The following is a 21,485-nucleotide window of genomic DNA, read 5'->3' as shown; positions in this document are numbered from 1 at the left end:
TTTGGTGTTACGTACGCTGGACGGTGCGCTCAGGCCAGCAGGCCTGTCCGCCCGATCAGCGTGAGTGCCCACATAGTGGGATAATCCACCTTTCACCCATACCGGGAGTCACGTTATGTTGCGTTCTATGCGTTTCAGCGTGCGTCACATTGCCGTGCCGATGTTGCTTCTCGGCGCCAGCGCCGCGGCTTCTGCACAGTCCACCCAGCCGGTCCAGCCGGCACCGGGCGCGCGTGTCTTCTTTGTCGCGCCGAAGGATGGTGCGACGGTGACCAACCCGGTCGTGGTCAAGTTCGGCGTCGAGGGGATGGCGATCAAGCCGGCGGGTGACATGTCGCCTAACACCGGCCACCACCACCTCATCATCGACGGCGATCCGGTTCCCGCAGGTCAGGTTGTGCCGACTGACGACTCGCACCTGCACTTCGGCAAAGGCCAGACCGAGACGACTGTCAATCTGACGCCCGGCGATCACGTGTTGACGATGCAATTCGCCAACGGGGCGCACCAGTCGTATGGTCCGGCGATGAGCCAGACAATCAAGGTGCATGTCAAAGGTCAACAATAGTTTTCGCTCGATGGCGCACCGCTTGACACTCCGGGGGATTCCCAGTGTCAACGCCGTGCGCCGATGGTTCTCTCTGCGGCCGATCGCAGGGCGTGTGCTGGCAGCACTGCTGCTGACGGCGGCGCCGCTTGCTCACGCCGATCTGTACGGCTACGTGGATGAGAACGGTGTGGCGCATCTGGCCGCACGCAAACTCGATGCGCGCTTTCGTCTCGTCGTGAGCTCCGGTGCCAATGCCGATCTGCGCATTGCACAGGGTGAAGCCCAGACCGGACTCGTGAGTGGTGCAGACCGCTCGCGCCTCTACGACGCCCTCGCGCGTCATCCCAACTTGCGTAAGCTCGCGCCGGTCATCGCGCAGGCGGCGGATCGTTTTCATGTCGACGCGGCGTTGCTCAAGGCTGTGATTGCGGCCGAATCGGGCTTTGACAGCGATGCGGTGTCGCCCAAGGGGGCCGTCGGACTTATGCAGGTGTTGCCCGCGACGGGCGAGCGCTACGGCGTACGTGCCGATGCCCGCCGGACGGTCGCGGACAAGCTCACCGATCCGCGAACGAACGTGTTGACGGGGGCGCGTTACTTGCGTGATCTACAGGCGCGCTATCCCGATCGTCTTGAACTGGTCCTCGCGTCGTACAACGCGGGCGAGGGCGCCGTTGCAAGGCATGCCGATCAGATTCCGCCGTACGCGGAGACGCAGAGTTACGTGGCAGCCGTGCTCGAACTTTATCGGCGCTTCAACCCGGACGCACCAGCGTCGGGCGGCGGCACGCTGAAGACCGGGGTGCCGGGCGGGCACGCCAATATCAGCGGCTCGCGCAATGGCCGGATTCACGTCATTTTGGGCGCGCCGCAGGGCCTGCCCGTCGTGCCCGCGACGCTGCCTAACGCGCAGTTGCCGGCGCCAGTGCTGCCGTCGGTGCCGACGACGGATTGATGTCGTTCATCACCCGGCTGTCCTGACACACCCGCTTCACTCAATTTCACCTAATTCGCAGGTCCGCTTTGTCATTCGGCAGTGTTTTTGCCGAAATGTACCAGTGAGCTTGGTATTATCTGGCGTCAACGTGTAACCGAACTCTCGCCAAACGTTCGCAGCAAACCCACAGGTTTTATGGAACAAGTAGAAGATCTCTTTTCAACGCCGTCCGATGACGACACGCTGACGCTCGGCAACTATGCCGAACGTGCCTATCTCGACTACGCGATTAGCGTGGTTAAAGGCCGCGCACTGCCGGATGTGTGCGACGGTCAGAAGCCGGTACAACGCCGCATCCTGTTCGCGATGAACGAGATGGGCCTTGCCTCCGATGCCAAGCCCGTGAAGTCGGCCCGCGTGGTCGGCGACGTGCTCGGTAAATTTCACCCGCATGGCGACCAGTCCGCGTACGACGCACTGGTGCGCCTTGCACAGAATTTCTCGATGCGCTACCCGCTTATCGACGGGCAGGGCAACTTCGGTTCGCGCGACGGCGACGGTGCCGCCGCGATGCGATACACCGAAGCGCGCCTGACGCCGATCGCGCGACTGCTGCTCGACGAGATCGATGCCGGTACGGTCGATTTCGTGCCGAACTATGACGGCTCGACCGAAGAGCCGCGTCTGTTGCCGGCACGTCTGCCGTTCGTGCTGCTCAATGGCGCGTCGGGTATTGCCGTGGGCTTGGCAACGGAAATTCCGTCGCACAATCTGCGCGAAGTGGCTTCGGCCGCGGTCGCGCTGATTCGTAACCCCAAGCTCGACGACGCCGAGCTGATGACCCATGTGCAGGGCCCGGACTTCCCCGGCGGCGGTCAACTGATCTCCAGCCCGGCGGAAATTCGCGCGGCCTACGACAGCGGACGCGGCAGCCTCAAGGTGCGTGCGCGCTGGAAAATCGAAGAGATGGCGCGCGGCCAGTGGCAGGCGGTGGTGTACGAATTGCCGCCGAACACGTCGGGTCAGAAGGTGCTCGAAGAAATCGAGGAAATCACCAACCCGAAGGTCAAGCTCGGCAAGAAGTCGCTTACGCCCGAACAGCAAACGCTCAAGCAGTCGGTGCTCGCGATGCTCGATACCGTGCGCGACGAGTCGGGCAAGGACGCGCCGGTGCGACTGGTGTTCGAGCCGAAGTCGAGCCGCATCGACCAGCAGGAATTCATCACGATGCTGCTCGCGCACACGAGCCTGGAGTCGAGCGCATCGGTCAATCTGGTGATGGTCGGCGCCGATGGCCGCCCGGGACAGAAGTCGCTGCGCGACATCATTACCGAGTGGATCGGCTTCCGTTTCGAGACGGTCACGCGCCGCTCGCGCCATCGCCTGAACAAGGTGGACGACCGCATCCATATTCTCGAAGGCCGCATGATTGTCTTCCTGAATATCGACGAGGTCATCCAGATCATTCGCGAGGCGGATGAACCGAAGTCGGCGCTGATGAGCGCGTTCAAACTGAGCGAGCGTCAGGCGGACGACATTCTCGAAATCCGGCTGCGCCAGTTGGCGCGCATGGAATCGATCAAGATCGAACAGGAACTCGCGTCGTTGCGCGACGAGAAGGCGAAGCTCGAAGAGCTGCTGGCCAACGACAGCACGATGAAGCGCCTGATCATCAAGGAAATCGAAACCGACGCGAAGCAGTTCGGCGACGATCGCCGCACGCTGATTCAGGAAGAAAAACGTGCCGTGGCCGAGGCCCGTGTCGTCGACGAGCCGGTGACGGTCGTGGTGTCGGCCAAGGGCTGGGTGCGTGCGCTCAAGGGCCACGGGCTCGATGCGCAGGGCTTTACGTTCAAGCAGGGCGACTCGCTTTACGGCACCTTCGAATGCCGCACGGTCGACCCGTTTATCGCGTGGGGCAGCAACGGCCGCGTGTATTCCGTGGCAGTCGCGCAGTTGCCGGGCGGTCGTGGCGACGGTGTGCCGCTGACCTCGCTGATCGAACTCGAATCGGGTTCGCGTCTGCTGCACTACTACGCCGCATCGGCTGACCAGCAACTGCTGCTCGCGACCACCAACGGCTTCGGATTCTCGACGAAGCTGGGCGATATGGTGAGCCGTCTGAAGGCGGGTAAATCGTTCATGACGATCGACGAAGGGGCCGAACCGCTGGCGCCGACGCCGATCTTCGCGGGGGCAAGCGCCGTCGCGTGTCTGTCGAGCGATGGCCGCCTGCTGGTGTTCGGCATGGACGAAATGAAGTCGCTCTCGGGCGGTGGCCGTGGCGTCACGTTGATCGGTCTCGATGCCAAGCAGACGCTGGTGTCGGCGGTGCCGATCAGCGAGGCCGGCGTGACCGTTCACGGGTTGGTACGGGGTGGTAAGACGCAGTCCGAGACGCTCTCGGGTGCTGCGCTCGCGCCGAACATCGGCAAGCGCGCCCGCAAGGGCCGTGCGCCGGCGGTGAAATTCTCGACCTTTACGGCGCGCTCGCTGGAGCCGGTGTTGCCGGCCGCGCCTTCGGCATCCTGACGGGAGTCACCTATGAGCGTTTATGCCTTCAGTCTGTTCCTGCATTTGGTGAGCGTTGTCGTGTGGGTCGGCGGCATGTTCTTCGCGCTGGCGTGTCTGCGTCCGGCGTCGCTGGACCTGCCGCCACAGCAGCGCCTGCCGTTATGGGAGGCGGCGCTCTCGAAGTTTCTGACGTGGGTGGGCGTCGCCATCGTGGTGATCCTGCTCTCGGGCGGACACATGATGCTCGGCATGGGCGGGCTGCATGCCCGCTGGCCGGTGCATGCCATGGCGGGTATCGGCGTGCTGATGATGCTGGTCTACGGCCACATCCGCTTTGCGCTGTTTCCGCGTCTGCAACGTGCCGTGCAGGCGCAGTCGTGGCCCGATGGCGCAGCGGCGGTCAATGGTGTGCGCCGGCTCGTGATTCTCAATCTCGTGCTCGGCGTGGTCGTCATCGGCCTGGCGGCGTCGCTGCGCGGGTGAGCGTCTCACCTTGCTTCGCCTGAGCGCCTGCCACGTCGTGGCACATCGCGACGAACGCCTGCACTAACGGGCTTGCATCGTCGCGACGCTTGGCGAGCAGCAGGGGCGTGCGGGCATCGGCTTCGGCCAGGTCCATGAAGCGCGCCCCTTCAATCTGAATACAGCGCACGGCGGCGGGTAACACCGCCACGCCGAGGCCGCTGGCCGCGAGCGCGACGATGGTCGTCGACTCACGCGCTTCCTGCACAACGCGCGGCGTGAAACCCGCGCGTTCGCACATCTGGCGTATCTTGCCGTCGACGGCCGTGCCCACATCGGGCGGATGCATGATGAACGGTTCGCCGGCCAGATCGGCCATCGAAATTTGCGCGCGTCCCGCCAGCGCATGTCCCTGATGCATCACCACCAGCAGCGCTTCGTCCACCAGCGTCTCGAAACTGAGCCCGGACACCCCGGCGGCGTCGTCGGCGCGGCGTAGCAGCCCGATGTCCAGCGTGCGCTCACCCAATGCATCGAGTTGCCGCTCGGAGGGCGATTCGCTCAGCGTGAGCGTCACGCGCGGGTATTGCTGGCGGTAGCTGGTCAGCACTCGTTTCATCAGATTGGTCATCGGTGCCGACGTGGTGAACGCAATCCGCAACTCGCCCGCATCGACCCCGGCAATTTGCTGCACCTCCTGCCGCGCGGCATCCGCATCGGCCAGAATCTGCCGCGCCCGCACGAGGAATGTGCGGCCTGCCGTCGTCAAAAAGACACGCCGCTGCGTGCGCTCGAACAGCGTGACGCCGAGTTCGTCCTCCAAGGCCCGGATCTGCATCGACAACGGCGGCTGGCCGATGTTGAGCCTTGCCGCTGCCCGGCTGAAGTGCAGCTCTTCGGCGACGGTCACGAAGTAGCGAAGGTGACGCAGTTCCATAGAATTGATCTGTTTTATATATAGAAACGACGCTTAAATATATATTGGACGTGGGGTAAGCGCAAACCTATCATCGGCCTATACCCCCTCCCGAATTGGCTCCCCAAGAGGAAGCCAGCACCATGGCCTCTACGAATTCCCTTCCTCTGTCCCACGGCGCCGCAGCGGCGCAGACGGCTGCGCCCAAACTGCCCGCTGGCGTGTCGCGTGGCACTCGTGAATATGCAGTCATCAGCCGCGCGTTGTTCTTCGGCGGCTTTTCGACGTTCGCCCAGTTGTACTGCATGCAGTCGCTGCTGCCGTTGCTGACCACCACCTTCGGTATCACGCCGGCGCAGGCGAGCTGGTCGGTCTCCGCTGCCACGATGATGATGGCGCTCGGCCTGCTAGTGACCTGCGTGGCCGCCGATCGTGTCAGCCGCAAACGCATGATGACGATCGCGTTGCTCAGTTCGTCCGTGCTGACGCTTGCCAGTGCGTTTTCGACCAACTTCGAAACCATCGTGATTCTCGCGGCGCTCAAGGGGCTGGCGCTGTCGGGCCTGCCGGCCATTGCGATGGCGTATCTCAGCGAAGAGATCGATCAGCGCTCGCTGGGCATGTCGATGGGGCTGTATATCGGCGGCAACATTCTTGGCGGCATGGCCGGCCGTGTGATGGCGGCCTTCGTCGCCGATCTGTTCTCGTGGCGCGTGTCGGTCGCGATGATCGGTCTGGTGTGTCTGGCGATGGGGCTGGAGTTTGCCCGCAGCCTGCCGCACTCGCGTCGCTTCACGCCGCGTCACATGACGGTGCGCGAGGCCCTCGGGCATGCCCGTCGCCATCTGGCCGACCCGGCGCTGCTCGGCCTCTATCTGTTTGCGGGGCTGATGATGGGCAGCTTCGTGAGCGTGTACAACTATCTCGGCTTCCATTTGGCTGCCGCGCCGTTCCAGTTGCCTCATGCCGCCATCGGCGCGATCTTCACGATGTATCTGATCGGCGTGGTGGGCTCGTTCATCGCCGGGCCGTTGTCGGACCGGCTGGGACGTGCCCGCTTGCTCTGGGCGCTGGTCGCGCTGGCGTTCGTGGGGCTGATCGTCATGCTGGCGCCGCAGGTGCTCGGTGTCGTGATCGGTCTGGCGATCTTCACGTTCGGCTTTTTCGGCGCGCACACGGTGGCCAGCAGCTGGGTGGGGCGCCGCGCAACCGAGGGACGCGCGATTGCTTCGGCGCTGTATCTGTTCTTCTACTACATCGGTTCGAGCCTGCTTGGCAGCTACTCGGGTGTGATGCTGCGTGCGCACGGCTGGCACGGTGTCGTGGCGTTGCTGAGCATTGCCGTCGTCATCTCGCTCGCCGTGGCGATCGCCATGCGGCGTGCTTACGGGAATACCAAGCCGGTGTGATGACTTCGGCGCTGACGTAGCGCGAGCGCATAACAAAACAGGCACCCGAGGGTGCCTGTTTTGTTTCCTGCTTGCTTGATTGCCTGCCTGACTTCTGTCCGGCTTAGGCCAGTTCGGCAATCAGTTCGATCTCGACGCAAGCGCCCAGCGGAATCTGCGCCACGCCGAATGCCGAGCGTGCGTGCTTGCCGGCATCGCCGAACACTTCGGCAATCAGTTCCGACGCGCCGTTGGTGACCAGATGCTGGTCGGTGAATTCCTGCGTGGAGTTCACCAGGCTCATCAGCTTTACGACGCGCTTGACCTTGTTCAGATCACCCGTGTGGGCGTGCAGCGTTGCGATCAGTTCGATGGCCACGGCGCGGGCGGCGGCCTTGCCATCTTCCACGCTGACGTCGTGGCCGAGCTTGCCGGTCCAGATCTTGCCGTCTTTCTTCGGCAGGTGGCCCGACAGGAACACGGTGTTGCCGGTCTGCGCGCTCATCACGTAAGCGGCGGCGGGGGCGCCGGCGGTCGGCAGTTCGATACCCAGTTGCTTCAGTTTGTCGTAGACGGACATGTACGGCTTCCTTGCAAAGTCATTGAAACAGAGTCGTTGAAATCGACCCGGCAGCCAGCTCAGGCCGCGCGGCGCGTCAATGCGTCGGCGATCAGTGCGCCCAGACGTGAGACGCCCACTTCGATTTTCTCGGGCGGCACCGTCACGAACGACAGGCGCAACGTGTTCGACTGCGGTGTGCCGACGTAGAACGGGGCACCCGGCACGAACGCCACATTCTGCGCGATCGCTTTTTCCAGCAACTGCATGGTGTCGATGCCGGCGGGCAATGTCAACCAGATGAACATGCCACCGGCGGGTGTGGTCCACGTGGCGTCCTTCGGCATGTGCTTCTCCAGCGACGCAAGCATCGCCTTGGCCTGCGCCGCATAAAGCGTGCGGATCGACGGGATGTGCGTCTCGAGAAAGCCGTCCTTGACCACCTCGTAGGCGATGCGCTGCGTCACGCTCGGCGTGTGCAGGTCGGCCGCTTGCTTGGCCTGCACGAGCTTGGCGATGACGGGCTTCGGTCCGATGATGAAGCCCAGGCGGAGCCCCGGGGCCAGTACTTTCGAGAACGAGCCCATGTAGAGCACGTGATCGGGCGCCAGCGACATGAGGCTCGGCAGACGCTGGCCTTCGTAGTCGAGCTCGCCGTACGGATCGTCTTCGATGATGGCGAGCCCCTCGCGTTTCGCGACGGCCGCCAGCGCTTCACGCCGCGCCATCGGCAGGCGGCGTCCGGTCGGGTTCTGGAAGTTCGGCATCGCGTACAGGAAGCGTGCGCCGCGCACCACTTCGGGCGTAAGCGCTTCCGGCAGCAGGCCGTGGTCGTCGGTGGGCACCGACACGTAGGTGGGCGCAAACAGCGAGAACGATTGCAGCGCGCCCAGATAGCTCGGGGCTTCGACAATCACGCGGCTGCCTTCGTCGATGAAGATCTTGCCGATCAGGTCGAGGCCTTGCTGCGAGCCGGTGGTGATGAGGACGTTGTCGGGCGTGACCGTATGGCCATCGCGCGAGTAGCGCTTCGCGATCCACTCGCGCAGCGGGGCGAAGCCTTCGGTGGCGCTGTATTGCAGCGCGGCTTGCGGCGACTCGGTCAGTACGCGCTCGGCGGCGGCGCGCATTTCGGCGACGGGGAACGTGGCGGGCGAGGGCAGGCCGCCAGCGAACGAAATGACATCGGGGCGTTCGGTGACCTTCAGAATTTCGCGGATCGCCGAGCTGGTCAGGTTGCGGGCACGTTCGGAATATTGCCAATCATGCATGATGGTCTCGCTTGGGTAAGGCGGCTGACCGGCCGTCAACATGGCGGGGTGTCGGTCGGAAAGGCCGCAAGTGTCAGGCGGTGCGGATGCCGGTCGCTTAGCGGCATGAGGCATCGCCTTGGGGGTAAGCGGTGTCCGGCGCAGGGGTCGCGCGCGCCGGACATCGCCTTCAGACCGGTTTGCCCGTGAGTCGCGAGGCGCCGATCTTCATGTTCTTGCCGAGTGCAATGGTCAGGACGACGCCGGCAGCGAAGAGCCATGTCGCGGTGTCGACCTGTTCGCCGAAAAAGAGGGCGGACAGCGCAATCGTGAAGAAAATCTGAAGCAATTGTACTTGGCCCACGCGCGCGATTCCGCCCATGGCGAGACCCGCATACCACGCGAAAAAGCCGATGAACTGCGAGAACAGGGTGACGTAGGCGAAGGCGCCCCACGCGCGGCCGCTCACCGGCCACGGCTGCTGCCACGCGAGCCAGCCGACGGGCAGTGCCAGCACGGGGGCGCAGACCACCAGCGCCCAGCAGATCACCTGCCAGCCACCCATCTCGCGGGCCAGCTTGCCGCCTTCGGCATAACCGAGCGCGCCGATGATCACGGCGAGCAGCATGAGGCCGTCAGCGGCGTGCAGTGTGCCGCCGCCGGCGCGCAGGGCGAAGGCGATGACGAGTGCACTGCCGAGCAGCGCGAAGACCCAGAAGCCGCGCGACGGGCGCTCACCGCCCAGCCAATAGGCGTAGATCGCCACGAAGAACGGTTGCAGGCCATTGACGACGGCGCCGTGCGAGGCGGGGATCGTCTTCATGGCCCACGCGGAGAACACCGGAAACGCCACGATCACGCCCAGCGAGGTGATCGCGAGACTCTTCAATTGACGCTTGGTCGGCCACGGCTCGCGACGCCACCACAGCAGCGCACCCGCGAACACGGCGGCCACGAGCGCGCGGCCCAGACCGTTGAGCAGCGGGTTGACTTCGGCCACGACGATGCGCGTCATCGGCAAGGTCAGGCTGAAGATGAGCACGCCGATCAGTCCGATCAGCATGCCCCGTGATTCGCGCGAATTCATGGTGTCGCCTCTTTGTGTCTCTTTCTGGGGTACCGCCCGCCATGCGTTGTGCCGGGCGTTCGATAGGTTCAGTTCGAACCTGTGCGCACGCGTGTCAGTCGTTGAAATCGTCTGATTTGTCTTAACGAAGCGTGCGCGGACCGTTCGGGGTTTCAAATTCGGCGACCAGTGTCGGCTCGACCAGCGTGGCTTCCACATTCACGAGACCCGCCGCACCGAGCCATTCCAGTTGATCGGCAACGGTCGTCGCCTGCGGATGGAAGCCGCGCAGCAGGGTGACAGCGCAACCCGTCTCGGGCAGGGCGTCGGCGGGGTGCTGTGGGGTGTCCCACTGGATCAGCGTGGGCAGCAGTCCCTGACCGGCGCCTTGCCACGAGGGCAGGCTTCCGTCGTCCGGCACGCCGATCTGCCACGTCAACGCGCCGCGCTGCATGGCGATGACCGGTGCCAGCCGCTGCGGATACTGCGATTGCCAGCGCGGCAGCGAGCGCGGACGCTCAACGCGTGCCACCCAATGGGCCAGATACGGGCCACGTGCCAGACGCGTACGCACCGCCTCGTCGTCAAGACCGAACCAGCGCGCGCGCTCGGGTGCGGGAGCGTCCGGGTCGATGGCAATGATTTCCAGATACACACCGCCCCACAGGCCGAGCAGGCTGTTGTGCGTGCCCATGCGCGCATGCTTGCCGCCGCGCTGCGGCACGATCTCGGTCAGGCCCAGTTGTTCGATGACGTGGGCTTCACCGGCGTCGAGTGTTTCGGCAGCCACGACCAGATGGTCGAGTTTCAAGGCGTTGTAATGGGCAGCGTGCGATGCGGTCATGTTCTGGTTCGACTCGGGCGTTGGCGCAGCGGGTGCGCGCAGTGCGTTGCGTGGCAAAACCGTAAGCTTACTCCGCGCGGGCGCTCATGCAGCGTGAACCCGGTCAATCAGCTGCGCGACAGCATGCGGCCGGTGACGCGTGCCGCCGCGTCGCGCCACAGCAAGCGCCAGCCGAAGCGGCGCGCAGTGGGGCGTCCCGGCAGCGCGCTCAGCGACATCGTCGGCTGGCTCACACGCAGGCGGGCACCGTCTTTCCAAGTGCCCAGCCAGATTCGTTGACCAGCGCGCATCTCGAAGCTCTCGCCGGCACGCAGCCAATGGTCGACGCTCTCGCCTTCCACTGTCAGCCAAAGCAGTCCCTGCAACACTTGCAGCGATTGCGGCGTTTCGTTCTGCCAGAACACGGTTTGGCCCCCGTCCAGCTCGAAGAGTCGGATTTCACGCATAGCGGTCTCCAGTTGAGAGGACACTTTATCGGTTAACTCCGGTACAGTACCGGTACAGATATTCAGATAATTGACTGTACAGTTCGGGATTGACAGGGAAATTGGCTAGCGTAGAGTGGCGTGCCATGAGTGATGCGAGGCAGACACTTTCCCCGCAGACGGTGGTCAACCGTCCACGCGCGGGGCAAACACCCTCCTGCCTCGCAAGCGCTGGCACCGGCACAACCGGCGACGCCAGCCCTCCCGACAAGGTGGATAGACGATGACAACAAACCGCATTTCTCCGCTGGCGCTGGCGGACAACGCCGCGCTGGACACCGCGCGCATGACACTCGTCGACCAACTCGTGCATTGGGCGAGCCTGCGAATCGAAGAGCGGGTGTTTTTTGCCCGGCATGCGCATGCCGTCGATCCGCTCGCTGGCGGAAGACAAGCACGTGTCGCGCTTCTCGGTGGTGGAAGCCTATGAGCGGCTGGTCGCGCAGGGGTATCTCGAAGCGCGTCGCGGCTCCGGTTTCTACGTGCGCGAGCGGCCGATGATGCCGCAACAGCTCGCGGCCGCGCCGATGGTGGCGAAGGGGCCGATCGATGTGCCTTGGCTCGTGCGCAACATGCTGCACACCGTGGCCCCCGAGCGCGGGCCCGGTATGGGGTATCTGCCGCCGAGTCTGCTCGATGCCGACATGATGACGTCGGCCATGCGCTCGATGAGCCGCCAGTCGACGATGTACTTGTTGCAGGCCGGCAATCCGCATGGTTTTTTGCCGCTGCGTGTGCAGCTTCAAACGCAACTCGCGGAGCTTGAGATTGGCGCGCGTCCTGATCAGATCGTGCTGACGTCAGGCATTACGCAGGCGGTGGATTTCCTGTTGAAGCTGTACGTGCGTACCGGCGACACGGTACTCGTGGGCGACCCGGCGTGGTTCGTGATGTTCGGACGGATTGCCTCGCAAGGCGTGACGCCGATCGGCGTGCCCTATACGCCGGAAGGGATCGATGTGCAGGCGCTGGAGCGTCTCGTGCAGCAGCATCGCCCCAAGCTGCTCATCATCAATTCGATCTTGCAGAACCCTACCGGCACGTCGCTGACGCCGGCGCGTGCGTTCCAGATTCTGCGGCTCGCCGAGCAGTACGATTTCATGGTGCTGGAAGACGATATCTACTGCGATCTGTGCCCGCCGCACCAGCAAGTGGCACGGCTGGCGAGTCTCGATCAACTCAAGCGCGTGGTCTATCTGGGCAGCTTTTCGAAGACGCTCGCGGCCAATCTGCGGGTGGCGTACATCGCGTGCTCGCCCGAGCTGGCGAAGACGTTTGTCGATCACAAGATGCTTGCCGGATCGACCACGCCAGAGATCAACGAGCGCATCGTGTACAAGGCGCTGACCGAGGGGCACTACCGGCGGCACGTCGAGCGTCTGCGTTCGCGGCTCGACGAGGTGCGCGACGGTGCGCGGCGGCGTCTCGAACACATCGGCCTGCGCATGTTTGGCGACCCGACCTCCGGCATGTTCTTCTGGGCGGATACCGGCGTCGACACGAGTGCCGTGGCGGCAGCGGGTCACGAGGCCGGCTTTCTGTTTGCCCCGGGCGCGTTGTTCTCGCCGCGTCAGGCACCGAGCACGTGGATGCGGATGAACGTGGCCTGCTCCAGCGACCCGTCGATGCTGGCGTTCCTGTCGCGGCAACTGGAGCGGGCGGCCTGATGGGCTTTTGCCCACTGCGCCGCAAATTCAGCCAACTTCGCACAAATCGCCGCAAAATAACCCTCCTGCCGGCCTTGAAATGAGGGCCGGCCGTCCCTATGTTCCGAGCGGTACCGCGAAACTGGCAGCGCGCGCGCAAGTGCGCCGGGCCGCGGACCGCGACGACTATCCATTCATCTCACCGTTTCACGAGGGTTCTCGACCATGGCGCAAGAAACCATGAGCTTTCAGGCAGAAGTTAAGCAACTTCTGCAACTGATGATTCATTCGTTGTATAGCAACAAGGAAATCTTCCTGCGCGAATTGATCTCCAACGCCTCGGACGCCGCCGATAAGCTGCGCTTCGAAGCGATCAACGACGCGGCGCTGTACGAGCAGGACCCGGAACTCAAGATTCGCGTGTCGTTCGACAAGGACGCCCGCACCCTCACTATCGAAGACAACGGCATCGGCATGAGCCGCGATGAGGCCATCGCCCATCTCGGTACGATCGCCAAGTCGGGCACCAAGGAATTCTTCTCGCGCCTGTCGGGCGACCAGCAGAAGGATGCCGCGCTCATCGGCCAGTTCGGCGTGGGCTTCTACTCGGGCTTTATCGTCGCCGATCGCATGACGGTCGAGTCACGCCGCGCGGGCCTGCCCGCCTCGGAAGGCGTGCGCTGGTCGTCGGCCGGCGAGGGCGATTTCTCGGTCGAGACCATCGAACGTGCCCCGCGCGGCACGGCCATCACGCTGCATCTGCGCGAAGGCGAAGACGAGTTGCTGTCGTCGTGGCAACTGCAATCGATCATTCGCAAGTATTCCGATCACATCTCGCTGCCGATCGTCATGCGCGGCGAGACGTGGGACGAAGAGAAGCAAGCCATGGTGCCGGCCGAGACCGATGAGACGGTCAATCAGGCCAGCGCGCTGTGGACCCGCAGCAAGAGCGAGATCACCGACGAGCAGTACACGCAGTTCTACCAGCACATTGCGCACGACATGCAGGCCCCGCTCGCATGGACGCACAACCGCGTGGAAGGGCGTAGCGAATACACGCAACTGCTTTACGTTCCGGGCAATGCACAGTACGACCTGTGGGACCGCAACTCGCAGGGCGGCCTCAAGCTCTACGTGAAGCGCGTGTTCATCATGGATGACGCCGAGCAACTGCTGCCGAACTACCTGCGCTTTGTGCGCGGGGTGGTCGATTCGGCCGACCTGCCACTGAACGTGTCGCGCGAAATCCTTCAGGAAAGCCGCGACGTGAAGGCCATTCGCGAAGGCTGTGCCAAGCGCGTGCTGGGCCTGCTCGAAGATCTGGCCGAGAACCAGCAGGACAAGTACACGCAGTTCTGGGGCGCGTTCGGTCAGGTGCTCAAGGAAGGCGTGGGCGAAGATCACGCCAACCGCGAGCGCATCGCCAAGCTGCTGCGCTTTGCCAGCACGCACAACGATTCGGCGGAACAGAACGTGTCGCTGGCCGACTACATCGGCCGCATGAAGGAAGGTCAGGACAAGATTTACTACGTCACGGCCGAGAGCTGGGTGGCCGCAAGCCACAGCCCGCATCTGGAAGTATTCCGCAAGAAGGGCGTGGAAGTGCTGCTGCTGACCGATCGCGTGGACGAGTGGCTGCTGTCGTATCTGCACGACTTCGATGGCCGTGCGCTGGTGAGCGTGGCACGTGGCGATCTGGATCTGGGTGCGCTGGAAGACGCCGGTGAAAAGGCCGCGCAAGAGAAGACCGGCGACGAACTGAAGCCGCTCATCGAGAAGATGAAGGACGTGCTCGGCGACAAGGCCAAGGACGTGCGCGTGACCTTCCGTCTGACCGATTCGCCGTCGTGCCTGGTGTCTGACGAGCAGGACATGAGCGGGACGTTGCAGCGTCTGATGAAGGCGGCCGGGCAGAAGATGCCGGAATTCCGCCCGATTCTGGAGATCAACCCGGAGCACGCGCTGATCAAGCGTCTGAGCGCCGAGAGTGCCGATCTGTCCGACTGGACGCAGCTGCTGTTCGATCAGGCCATGCTCGCCGAAGGCGGCAATCTGGAAGACCCGGCAGCGTTCGTGAAGCGTACCAACGCGCTGTTGCTGGCGTCGCGCTAATCGGCTGATTTCGGCGTTTCAGACAGCCGCAGGAAGTTGACGTGAAAGGAAAGCCCGGTATCGGAAGATGCCGGGCTTTTTGTCATTCAGGGGCGCAGGTGACGGTCGCTTTCGCATCGGGTGGGCAGCGCACACCGGCGTCGGCCCCTTATAATTCCGACCCATGACTTTCCGATTCGATGTAAGCGGGCGGCACTGGCAGGCTGTCCCGTCGCCGGCGCTCTCGCGGCGTCATAAGGACTGGTTGACCCGGGGCGGGGCGCTCACGCGTCACTTGTCGGCACTTGGCCGGGTGAGTGTGCGTGTCGTCGCCGAGCGCGTGTTGCCCGCCGACGCCGACCAATGCCGCGCGATCGGCGTACCGTTGCGCACGCCGATGTGGGCGCGCGATGTCATTCTGCTGATCGACGACGAACCCGTTGTTGTCGCGCACAGTGTCACGCCGCTGGTGCATAGCCGCTCGGTCTGGCAGGCGATGCGACGCCTGCGTACGCGACCGTTGGCCGACCTGCTCTATCACGACCCGACGGTGACGCGCTCCGTGCTCGTCTCGCGGCCGCTGGCTCCGGGGCATCTGCTCCACGCCCGGGCGCGGCACGATGCCCGTGACCCGCTGATCGGCCTCACGCCGCGTGCGCGGTTGTGGGCGCGCCGGTCGGTGTTTCTGCGGCATGGCGCACCGTTGCTCGTCACCGAAGCGTTTTTGCCGCGATTCTGGCGCCGGCTGCAAGCGGCGCAACTTGCGCGCCCCGCACACGCCGCCGTCTGAGCACTTCATGACTGCCAAGCCAGCCGATCCATCCGATTCACCCGATCTCAAGCGCAATTTCCCGCCCGTGGTGGACGCGAACACGCGCGTCCTGATCCTCGGCAGCCTGCCCGGTGAAGTGTCGCTCGCGCACCAGCAGTACTATGCGCACCCGCAAAACCGTTTCTGGCATCTGGTGGGGGAAGTGATCGGCAAGCCGTTGCCCACGCTCGACTATGCGGCGCGGCTCGATATGGTGCGCTCGCATGGCATCGGGCTATGGGACGTGGTGGCCGAAGCGCGTCGCGAAGGCAGCCTCGACAGCAATATCCGTCTGCATGCGGGCAGCGATCTGGCTGGGTTGATCGCCACGTTGCCATCGCTGCGCGCGGTGGCGTTCAACGGCGGTACGGCGGGGCGCATCGGCCAGCGCGCACTGGCGCAAGGCGGCGTCACGATACCCGTCGTGTTGCTGCCGTCCAGCAGCCCGGCTTACACGATTCCCTATGCGACCAAGTGCGATGCGTGGCTCGCACTGCGCGATTGGCTCGACATCGCATAACGAAGTCGCGGACGCGGGAAGCGCAGGGAGCATGCCGTCCCGTGGTCCCTGCGAAGGCTGTGTCGCGTGAACCCGGTACAATGCGATCCCATCGGAATTTCCCGAATCTCCCCGAAGGACTCATGACCCTCATCAAACGCAAATCCATCGAAGCCGAAGCGTTCGTCACCGAAGATCGCCCCGCCCGTCGTTACACTCCGCGCTTTGCGCCGGTGACGTTTTCTGAACAGGGTGGCGTGCGTTACCTGCATTTCGGCACGGCGTGGGTGCAAGGTGCGATGCGTCTTTCCAAGCCCGATCGTATCGAGCTGGAATACGCGCAACAGATGATGGCGTGGTTGCTGTTCATGCGCGCCCCGAAGCATGTGGTGCAACTGGGTCTGGGCACCGGCTCGCTCACGAAGTTTTCGCATCAGCAATTCCCGCGCACGCAAGTGACCGCCGTTGAGCTGAACCCCGCCGTGGTGATCGCGGCGCGCACGATGTTCAACCTGCCGAGCGATTCGCGTCACTTGAAAGTGATCGAAGACGACGCGTGGAACTTCGTTACCGACACCGCGAATCACGGCAGTGTCGATGTCCTGCAAATCGATCTGTACGACGCGACCGCGCGTGGCCCCGTGCACGACACGCCGGCGTTCTACAAGGCTTGCCGCGCGACGCTGCGCGCACCGGGCATGCTGACGATGAACCTGTTCGGCGACCACGACAGCTACCCGAAGAACATTCGCCGCCTGCGTCAGGCGTTCGACAACCGCGTGATCGAGTTTCCGGAAGTGCACGACGGCAATGTGATCGTGCTGGCCTTCAACGGCCCGCTGCTGTCGGTCGAATGGAAAGACGTGGAAGCCCGCGCCAAGATCGTGGAAGCCGCAACGGGCCTGCCCGCCAAGCGCTGGGTCAAGCAACTGCGCTCGGCCAATGGCGACGGCGGTCCGGTGCTGACGATCTGAGGTCGACCCGCTGCCGTCGATCTGACGGCGTCGGCCAGACGTGAAAAAGCCAGCCGAAAGGCTGGCTTTTTTCATGGCACTGCGCAAAAACGCATAAGCGTTATGCCGCGATCTCGTCGATGGTGAGTGCACCGCCGCCGGCAATCACGGCCAGCAGGCGATCGACGTTCGGGTGCGCGCCCGGACGATTGCGCGCGTCGGCGGTGTGCTCGGCAAACACGGCCAGACCGTGTTCGGCGGCAGCGGCGTCGAGCGTGCCGAAGGCTTGCTTCAGGTAGTGGTACACCGCGAGTGAGCCTTGCTTGCCCGGTGCATTTTCGATGGTCGCCACGACGGCACCGCTGCCGTCGCGCAGTTCGATGCGGGCAATCCCGTCGATGCTGCCGGTCGCGGCCATCAGTACGAGGTTTTCCTTGAAGACCGGGGTCGGTTCGATCACTGCCATTGTCTTGCCACTCCTGAAATTGCCTGAAATTGCCTGAAATCGCCTGACATCATGTCGGCGTCGAAATACGTTGCGGGCCGAATGGTATCACTTCGATACGCACCGGTTCAGGCGCGCCGCCACTGAAGAATCGTCAGCGTCACCACGCCTGCGATCAACCCCCAGAACGCCGAGCCGATGGACAGCAACGTGAGCCCCGAGGCCGTCACCATGAACGTGATCAGCGCCGCTTCGCGCTGCTTCGTGTCGCTCATCGCATTGGCCAGCCCGTTCATGATCGAGCCGAACAGCGCGAGCGCCGCAATCGACACCACGAGCGCCTTCGGGAACGCGGCAAACAGCGCGGCAATCGTTGCGCCGAACGTGCCTGCGATCAGATAGAACACACCGGACCAGACGGCTGCCGTGTAGCGCTTGTTGGGGTCTTCATGGGCTTCGCGCCCGGTGCAGATGGCGGCGGTAATCGCGGCCAGATGAATGCCGTGTGCGCCGAACGGGGCGAGCAAGACCGACGCGATGCCCGTGGTCGAGATCAGCGGCGAGGCCGGCACGTTATAGCCATCGGCGCGCAGCACCGCGAGGCCCGGTACGTTCTGCGAGGCCATGGCCACGACGAACAGCGGAATCGCGATGCTGATGGTCGCCGAGAGCGAGAACGACGGCGTGGTCCACACCGGTTTGGCGAGTGCGATGTTGAAGTGGCTGAAATCCAGCAGGCCAAGCCCGCCCGCGACAGCGGTGCCGACGATGAGGGCCAGCAGAATCGCATAGCGCGAGGCGAGGCGTTTGACGATCAGATAGGTGAAGAACATGGCGAGTACGAGCGCCGTCTGATGCTGTACCGCGACGAAGATTTCCAGCCCGATGCGAAACAGAATGCCCGCGAGCAGCGCCGATGCCAGCGCCGGTGGCACGCGCCGCATGATGGTCTCGAAACCGCCCGTCAGTCCGCAGATGGCAATCAACGCGTTGCAGACGATGAAGGCCCCGATGGCTTCGCTATAGGGCACGCCCGGCAGCGACGTGATCAGCAGCGCAGCGCCCGGCGTCGACCACGCGATGACCACGGGCGTGCGGTAGCGCAGCGATAGCCCGATGGTCGTGACGCCCATGCCGATCGACAGCGCCCAGATCCATGAGGAAATCTGGCCCGGCGTGAGGTGTGCGGCCTGTCCGGCCTGAAACATCAGGATGAGCGAGCTCGTGTAGCCGGTCATCATCGCCACGAAGCCGGCGACGATGGCCGAGGGCGAGGTGTCCGCGAGCGGCCTCAACGGCGGCAGCGGGGGCACTGGCGTGGTACTGGACGTCATGAGTGTCTCGTGTTGTTTAGTTCTTATGGTGGTGCGCGGGTCCGGCGTCTACTTGCTGAGCGTGCGCATCGCGGTTTCGAGGCCGGCGAGGGTAATCGGGTACATCCGGTTCGCGAAGAGCTGGCGAATCACCGAAATCGATTGCCGATACTGCCATAGCGCCTCGGGCTCGGGGTTGAGCCACGCATGCTTGGGGAAGCGGTCGATGAAGCGGCGCAGCCAGACGGCCCCCGCTTCCTTGTTGTTGTATTCCACGGAGCCGCCCGGTTGCAGCACTTCGTAGGGGCTCATGGTGGCGTCGCCCACGAAGATCAGCTTGTAGTCGGGCGGGTACTTGCGCAGCACGTCCCACGTGTCGAAGCGCTCGTTGTGACGCCGCCGGTTCTGCCGCCACAGATAGTCGTAGACGCAGTTGTGGAAGTAGTAGAACTCAAGGTGCTTGAATTCGGATTTCGCCGCAGAAAACAGCTCTTCGGTACGCGCAATGTGGTCGTCCATCGAGCCGCCCACATCGAGCAGCATAAGCACCTTCACATTGTTGTGGCGTTCCGGCACGAGCTTGAGGTCGAGCCAGCCGGCGTTGGCCGCCGTCGCACGGATCGTATCGTCCAGATCGAGTTCTTCGGCGGCGCCTTCGCGCGCGAACTTGCGCAGGCGGCGCAATGCCACCTTGATGTTGCGCGTGCCGAGTTCGACCGTGTCGTCGTAATCGCGATAGCTGCGTTGATCCCACACTTTGACGGCCGTGCGGTTGCCGTTGCTCTCGCCGCCGATGCGAATGCCTTCGGGGTTGAAGCCGCCATTGCCGAACGGCGACGTGCCGCCGGTGCCGATCCATTTGCTGCCGCCTTCGTGACGGCCTTTCTGTTCCTCGAACAGTTCCTTCAGGCGCTCCATGAGCTTGTCGAGGCCGCCCAGCGCCTGAATGCGCGCCTTGTCTTCGGGCGAGAGCTCGCGCTCCATGCGCTTCTTGAGCCAGTCGAGCGGCACTTCGCCGGAGGCGTCCACCAACTGCTGCACGCCCTTGAAGTACGCGCCGAACGCCTGATCGAACTTGTCGTAGTGCTTCTCGTCCTTCACGAGCGAGAGCCGCGCCAGATAGTAGAACTCGTCGAGCGAGGGCGCGATGACCTGACGTTGCAGCGCTTCGAGCAACGTCAGGTATTCCTTGACCGAAACGGGCAGCTTGGCTGCGCGCAGGGTGTAGAAGAAGTCGATCAGCATGACGGTGGCGCGCTTACCGGTTGGCGCGGTTCATGAAGACGAGGCGCTCGAACAGATGCATGTCCTGTTCGTTCTTGAGCAGGGCGCCCGCGAGCGGCGGGATGGCCAGCTTGTTGTCGGCGCTGCGCAACGCGTCGGGGCCGATCTCTTCGGCCATCAGCAGCTTGAGCCAGTCGATCAGCTCCGAGGTCGACGGCTTCTTCTTCAGGCCCGGAATCTCGCGCACTTCGAAGAACGTCGCCATCGCGGCGTTCACCAGTTCGTGGCGAATGTTCGGGAAGTGCACGTCGATGATCGACTGCATCGTCGACGGATCGGGGAACTTGATGTAGTGGAAGAAGCAGCGGCGCAGGAAGGCGTCGGGCAGTTCTTTCTCGTTGTTCGACGTGATGATCACGAGCGGCCGGTGGCGCGCTTTCACGAGCTGGCGCGTCTCGTAGACGTAGAACTCCATGCGGTCGAGTTCGCGCAGCAGATCGTTCGGGAATTCGATGTCCGCCTTGTCGATTTCGTCGATCAGCAGCACCGTTTGTTGCTCGGCCTCGAACGCCTGCCAGAGCACGCCCTTGACGATGTAGTTGGCGATGTCGCGCACGCGCTCGTCGCCCAGTTGCGAATCGCGCAGGCGCGAGACGGCGTCGTATTCGTAGAGGCCCTGCTGTGCCTTGGTGGTCGACTTCACGTGCCATTGCAGCAGCGGCATGTCGAGCGCCGCGGCGACTTCTTCGGCCAGCATGGTCTTGCCGGTGCCGGGTTCGCCTTTGATGAGCAGGGGGCGTTGCAGGGTGGCCGCCGCGTTCACCGCGAGTTTGAGGTCGTCGGTGGCGACGTACTGGGAGGAGCCTTCGAAGCGCATTGTCAGAGCCGTCCGCAAACAGCCGGCCAACCGGCCGGGCAGGGAAAAACTTCAGTATAAGACAATGCACATACGGCTCGCTGGCGCTTTCAAAATGTCTCGCCGCATCAAGGGCTTGCGAAAAAACTTCGGAGAACTGTGCGGGTCAGCCCCGAGTTTGCGCATTGGGGGGCGTGGGTTACAATCGATTGCTTTTTTCACGGGTCGTCTGCCTTGGAGTCGGGACGGCGACCTGTGTGTTGCGGGCCGGTATTCCAACCAAAAACGTTCCCAAGAAGACCATGAAAAAGTTCCTCACGATGATGGCGCTGGCGCTCGGCAGCACGTCGCTCACCGCGCTTCATGCGGCCGAACTCAAGCCCAATCCCGAGGCGGCAAAGGACAAGGTCGCCATGTGTATTGGCTGCCACGGCATTCCCGATTATCGGACCGCGTTTCCCGAGGTGTATCACGTGCCCCGGATCGGCGGACAGAATGCCAAGTACATCGAAAATGCCCTGAAGGAGTACGCCAAGGGCGATCGCAAGTTCCAGACGATGCATGGCATCGCAGCCACGTTGACCGAGCAGGACATCGTCGACATTGCCGCGTACTACGCGGCGCAAACGGCGTCGACGCCGGTCAATCCCCAGAAGTAAAACGTGCGTGGCTGAGG

Annotated in this window: 20 protein-coding genes and 1 pseudogene; 11 read left to right on the top strand and 10 right to left on the bottom strand. The window is 63.7% G+C overall.

Features of this window, described 5'->3' with window-relative positions:
• Nucleotides 1-115 precede the first annotated feature (115 nt).
• The 4 genes from CDV46_RS13495 (at nucleotide 116) to CDV46_RS13480 (ending at nucleotide 4,484) form a co-directional block, all read left to right on the top strand.
• Entirely contained in the window at nucleotides 116-568 is a 453-nt protein-coding gene (locus tag CDV46_RS13495) for a DUF4399 domain-containing protein (RefSeq protein ID WP_176399077.1), read from the top strand.
• A 94-nt stretch (nucleotides 569-662) separates the two neighbouring features.
• On the top strand, nucleotides 663-1,505 hold the full coding sequence (locus CDV46_RS13490; RefSeq protein ID WP_249277515.1) for a lytic transglycosylase domain-containing protein: 843 nt from the start codon (nucleotides 663-665) through the stop codon (nucleotides 1,503-1,505).
• A 177-nt stretch (nucleotides 1,506-1,682) separates the two neighbouring features.
• Nucleotides 1,683-4,019 (top strand): DNA topoisomerase IV subunit A, encoded by a 2,337-nt coding sequence (parC, locus tag CDV46_RS13485; protein ID WP_087722992.1) that lies wholly within the window; start codon nucleotides 1,683-1,685, stop codon nucleotides 4,017-4,019.
• Between the two features lie 12 nt (nucleotides 4,020-4,031).
• On the top strand, nucleotides 4,032-4,484 hold the full coding sequence (locus CDV46_RS13480; protein ID WP_058379444.1) for a CopD family protein: 453 nt from the start codon (nucleotides 4,032-4,034) through the stop codon (nucleotides 4,482-4,484).
• Here CDV46_RS13480 and CDV46_RS13475 read toward each other — a convergent pair.
• Nucleotides 4,453-5,400: a LysR substrate-binding domain-containing protein gene (locus CDV46_RS13475; protein ID WP_087722989.1), complete on the bottom strand. Its 948-nt coding sequence runs from the start codon at nucleotides 5,398-5,400 to the stop codon at nucleotides 4,453-4,455. The genes CDV46_RS13480 and CDV46_RS13475 overlap by 32 nt on opposite strands.
• Before the next feature lie 122 nt (nucleotides 5,401-5,522).
• Here CDV46_RS13475 and CDV46_RS13470 point away from each other — a divergent pair, with 122 nt between their 5' ends.
• A complete protein-coding gene (locus tag CDV46_RS13470; protein ID WP_087722986.1) occupies nucleotides 5,523-6,788 on the top strand; it encodes an MFS transporter in 1,266 nt (421 codons plus the stop codon).
• Nucleotides 6,789-6,891: 103 nt separating this feature from the next.
• On the opposite strand, the gene CDV46_RS13465 is transcribed toward CDV46_RS13470, so the two are convergent.
• The 5 genes from CDV46_RS13465 to CDV46_RS13445 all read right to left on the bottom strand — a co-directional run bounded on the left by CDV46_RS13465 (nucleotide 6,892) and on the right by CDV46_RS13445 (nucleotide 10,932).
• Nucleotides 6,892-7,347 (bottom strand): RidA family protein, encoded by a 456-nt coding sequence (locus CDV46_RS13465; RefSeq protein ID WP_087688253.1) that lies wholly within the window; start codon nucleotides 7,345-7,347, stop codon nucleotides 6,892-6,894.
• Nucleotides 7,348-7,406: 59 nt separating this feature from the next.
• The gene (locus CDV46_RS13460) at nucleotides 7,407-8,597 is read right to left on the bottom strand and encodes an aminotransferase-like domain-containing protein (protein ID WP_087723287.1); all 1,191 of its coding nucleotides are present in this window, start codon (nucleotides 8,595-8,597) and stop codon (nucleotides 7,407-7,409) included.
• 169 nt (nucleotides 8,598-8,766) lie between these two features.
• Entirely contained in the window at nucleotides 8,767-9,663 is an 897-nt protein-coding gene (locus CDV46_RS13455; RefSeq protein WP_058379440.1) for a DMT family transporter, read from the bottom strand.
• 121 nt (nucleotides 9,664-9,784) lie between these two features.
• A complete protein-coding gene (locus tag CDV46_RS13450; protein WP_087722984.1) occupies nucleotides 9,785-10,486 on the bottom strand; it encodes a VOC family protein in 702 nt (233 codons plus the stop codon).
• Between the two features lie 107 nt (nucleotides 10,487-10,593).
• The gene (locus tag CDV46_RS13445) at nucleotides 10,594-10,932 is read right to left on the bottom strand and encodes a DUF2917 domain-containing protein (RefSeq protein ID WP_087722982.1); all 339 of its coding nucleotides are present in this window, start codon (nucleotides 10,930-10,932) and stop codon (nucleotides 10,594-10,596) included.
• 277 nt (nucleotides 10,933-11,209) lie between these two features.
• On the opposite strand from CDV46_RS13445, the pseudogene CDV46_RS13440 reads away from it, so the two are divergent.
• From CDV46_RS13440 to CDV46_RS13420, 5 genes and pseudogenes are all read left to right on the top strand, one after another.
• A pseudogene (locus CDV46_RS13440) lies at nucleotides 11,210-12,638 on the top strand (aminotransferase-like domain-containing protein).
• Nucleotides 12,639-12,842: 204 nt separating this feature from the next.
• Entirely contained in the window at nucleotides 12,843-14,729 is a 1,887-nt protein-coding gene (htpG, locus tag CDV46_RS13435) for a molecular chaperone HtpG (RefSeq protein ID WP_087688249.1), read from the top strand.
• A 163-nt stretch (nucleotides 14,730-14,892) separates the two neighbouring features.
• A complete protein-coding gene (locus CDV46_RS13430) occupies nucleotides 14,893-15,498 on the top strand; it encodes a chorismate--pyruvate lyase family protein (RefSeq protein ID WP_087722980.1) in 606 nt (201 codons plus the stop codon).
• A 7-nt stretch (nucleotides 15,499-15,505) separates the two neighbouring features.
• Nucleotides 15,506-16,039 carry a DNA-deoxyinosine glycosylase gene (locus CDV46_RS13425; RefSeq protein ID WP_087723285.1) on the top strand — a complete coding sequence of 178 codons (534 nt, stop codon included), beginning with the start codon at nucleotides 15,506-15,508 and terminating at the stop codon, nucleotides 16,037-16,039.
• A gap of 122 nt (nucleotides 16,040-16,161) precedes the next feature.
• Entirely contained in the window at nucleotides 16,162-16,992 is an 831-nt protein-coding gene (locus tag CDV46_RS13420; RefSeq protein ID WP_058379434.1) for a hypothetical protein, read from the top strand.
• Nucleotides 16,993-17,092: 100 nt separating this feature from the next.
• On the opposite strand, the gene CDV46_RS13415 is transcribed toward CDV46_RS13420, so the two are convergent.
• From CDV46_RS13415 to CDV46_RS13400, 4 genes are all read right to left on the bottom strand, one after another.
• Nucleotides 17,093-17,431 (bottom strand): DUF2322 family protein, encoded by a 339-nt coding sequence (locus tag CDV46_RS13415; protein ID WP_087723284.1) that lies wholly within the window; start codon nucleotides 17,429-17,431, stop codon nucleotides 17,093-17,095.
• A gap of 113 nt (nucleotides 17,432-17,544) precedes the next feature.
• The gene (locus CDV46_RS13410; RefSeq protein ID WP_087722977.1) at nucleotides 17,545-18,750 is read right to left on the bottom strand and encodes a benzoate/H(+) symporter BenE family transporter; all 1,206 of its coding nucleotides are present in this window, start codon (nucleotides 18,748-18,750) and stop codon (nucleotides 17,545-17,547) included.
• 48 nt (nucleotides 18,751-18,798) lie between these two features.
• Nucleotides 18,799-19,974: a vWA domain-containing protein gene (locus CDV46_RS13405; RefSeq protein ID WP_058379432.1), complete on the bottom strand. Its 1,176-nt coding sequence runs from the start codon at nucleotides 19,972-19,974 to the stop codon at nucleotides 18,799-18,801.
• Nucleotides 19,975-19,987: 13 nt separating this feature from the next.
• Nucleotides 19,988-20,830 (bottom strand): AAA family ATPase, encoded by an 843-nt coding sequence (locus CDV46_RS13400; RefSeq protein ID WP_087688245.1) that lies wholly within the window; start codon nucleotides 20,828-20,830, stop codon nucleotides 19,988-19,990.
• A 281-nt stretch (nucleotides 20,831-21,111) separates the two neighbouring features.
• Between CDV46_RS13400 and CDV46_RS13395 the strand changes: the two genes are divergently transcribed.
• Complete coding sequence (locus CDV46_RS13395; RefSeq protein ID WP_058379430.1) at nucleotides 21,112-21,468, top strand: c-type cytochrome; 357 nt, start codon at nucleotides 21,112-21,114, stop codon at nucleotides 21,466-21,468.
• The last annotated feature ends 17 nt before the right edge of the window (nucleotides 21,469-21,485 follow it).

The organism is Pandoraea sp. PE-S2T-3, from assembly GCF_002179965.1.
GTDB lineage: Bacteria > Pseudomonadota > Gammaproteobacteria > Burkholderiales > Burkholderiaceae > Pandoraea.
Note: the sequence above shows the minus strand (reverse complement) of the source record. Positions and strands in the feature narration are given on the sequence as shown.

Excerpts from the sequence above, each read along its gene's own strand:
- parC (WP_087722992.1), top strand. The coding sequence starts at position 1,683 with ATGGAACAAGTAGAAGATCTCTTTTCAACGCCGTCCGATGACGACACG.
- CDV46_RS13430 (WP_087722980.1), top strand. The coding sequence starts at position 14,893 with ATGACTTTCCGATTCGATGTAAGCGGGCGGCACTGGCAGGCTGTCCCG.
- CDV46_RS13495 (WP_176399077.1), top strand. The coding sequence starts at position 116 with ATGTTGCGTTCTATGCGTTTCAGCGTGCGTCACATTGCCGTGCCGATG.
- CDV46_RS13410 (WP_087722977.1), bottom strand. The coding sequence starts at position 18,750 with ATGACGTCCAGTACCACGCCAGTGCCCCCGCTGCCGCCGTTGAGGCCG.
- CDV46_RS13465 (WP_087688253.1), bottom strand. The coding sequence starts at position 7,347 with ATGTCCGTCTACGACAAACTGAAGCAACTGGGTATCGAACTGCCGACC.
- CDV46_RS13475 (WP_087722989.1), bottom strand. The coding sequence starts at position 5,400 with ATGGAACTGCGTCACCTTCGCTACTTCGTGACCGTCGCCGAAGAGCTG.
- CDV46_RS13400 (WP_087688245.1), bottom strand. The coding sequence starts at position 20,830 with ATGCGCTTCGAAGGCTCCTCCCAGTACGTCGCCACCGACGACCTCAAA.
- CDV46_RS13420 (WP_058379434.1), top strand. The coding sequence starts at position 16,162 with ATGACCCTCATCAAACGCAAATCCATCGAAGCCGAAGCGTTCGTCACC.
- CDV46_RS13425 (WP_087723285.1), top strand. The coding sequence starts at position 15,506 with ATGACTGCCAAGCCAGCCGATCCATCCGATTCACCCGATCTCAAGCGC.
- CDV46_RS13460 (WP_087723287.1), bottom strand. The coding sequence starts at position 8,597 with ATGCATGATTGGCAATATTCCGAACGTGCCCGCAACCTGACCAGCTCG.
- CDV46_RS13450 (WP_087722984.1), bottom strand. The coding sequence starts at position 10,486 with ATGACCGCATCGCACGCTGCCCATTACAACGCCTTGAAACTCGACCAT.
- CDV46_RS13445 (WP_087722982.1), bottom strand. The coding sequence starts at position 10,932 with ATGCGTGAAATCCGACTCTTCGAGCTGGACGGGGGCCAAACCGTGTTC.
- CDV46_RS13395 (WP_058379430.1), top strand. The coding sequence starts at position 21,112 with ATGAAAAAGTTCCTCACGATGATGGCGCTGGCGCTCGGCAGCACGTCG.
- htpG (WP_087688249.1), top strand. The coding sequence starts at position 12,843 with ATGGCGCAAGAAACCATGAGCTTTCAGGCAGAAGTTAAGCAACTTCTG.
- CDV46_RS13405 (WP_058379432.1), bottom strand. The coding sequence starts at position 19,974 with ATGCTGATCGACTTCTTCTACACCCTGCGCGCAGCCAAGCTGCCCGTT.
- CDV46_RS13455 (WP_058379440.1), bottom strand. The coding sequence starts at position 9,663 with ATGAATTCGCGCGAATCACGGGGCATGCTGATCGGACTGATCGGCGTG.
- CDV46_RS13480 (WP_058379444.1), top strand. The coding sequence starts at position 4,032 with ATGAGCGTTTATGCCTTCAGTCTGTTCCTGCATTTGGTGAGCGTTGTC.
- CDV46_RS13470 (WP_087722986.1), top strand. The coding sequence starts at position 5,523 with ATGGCCTCTACGAATTCCCTTCCTCTGTCCCACGGCGCCGCAGCGGCG.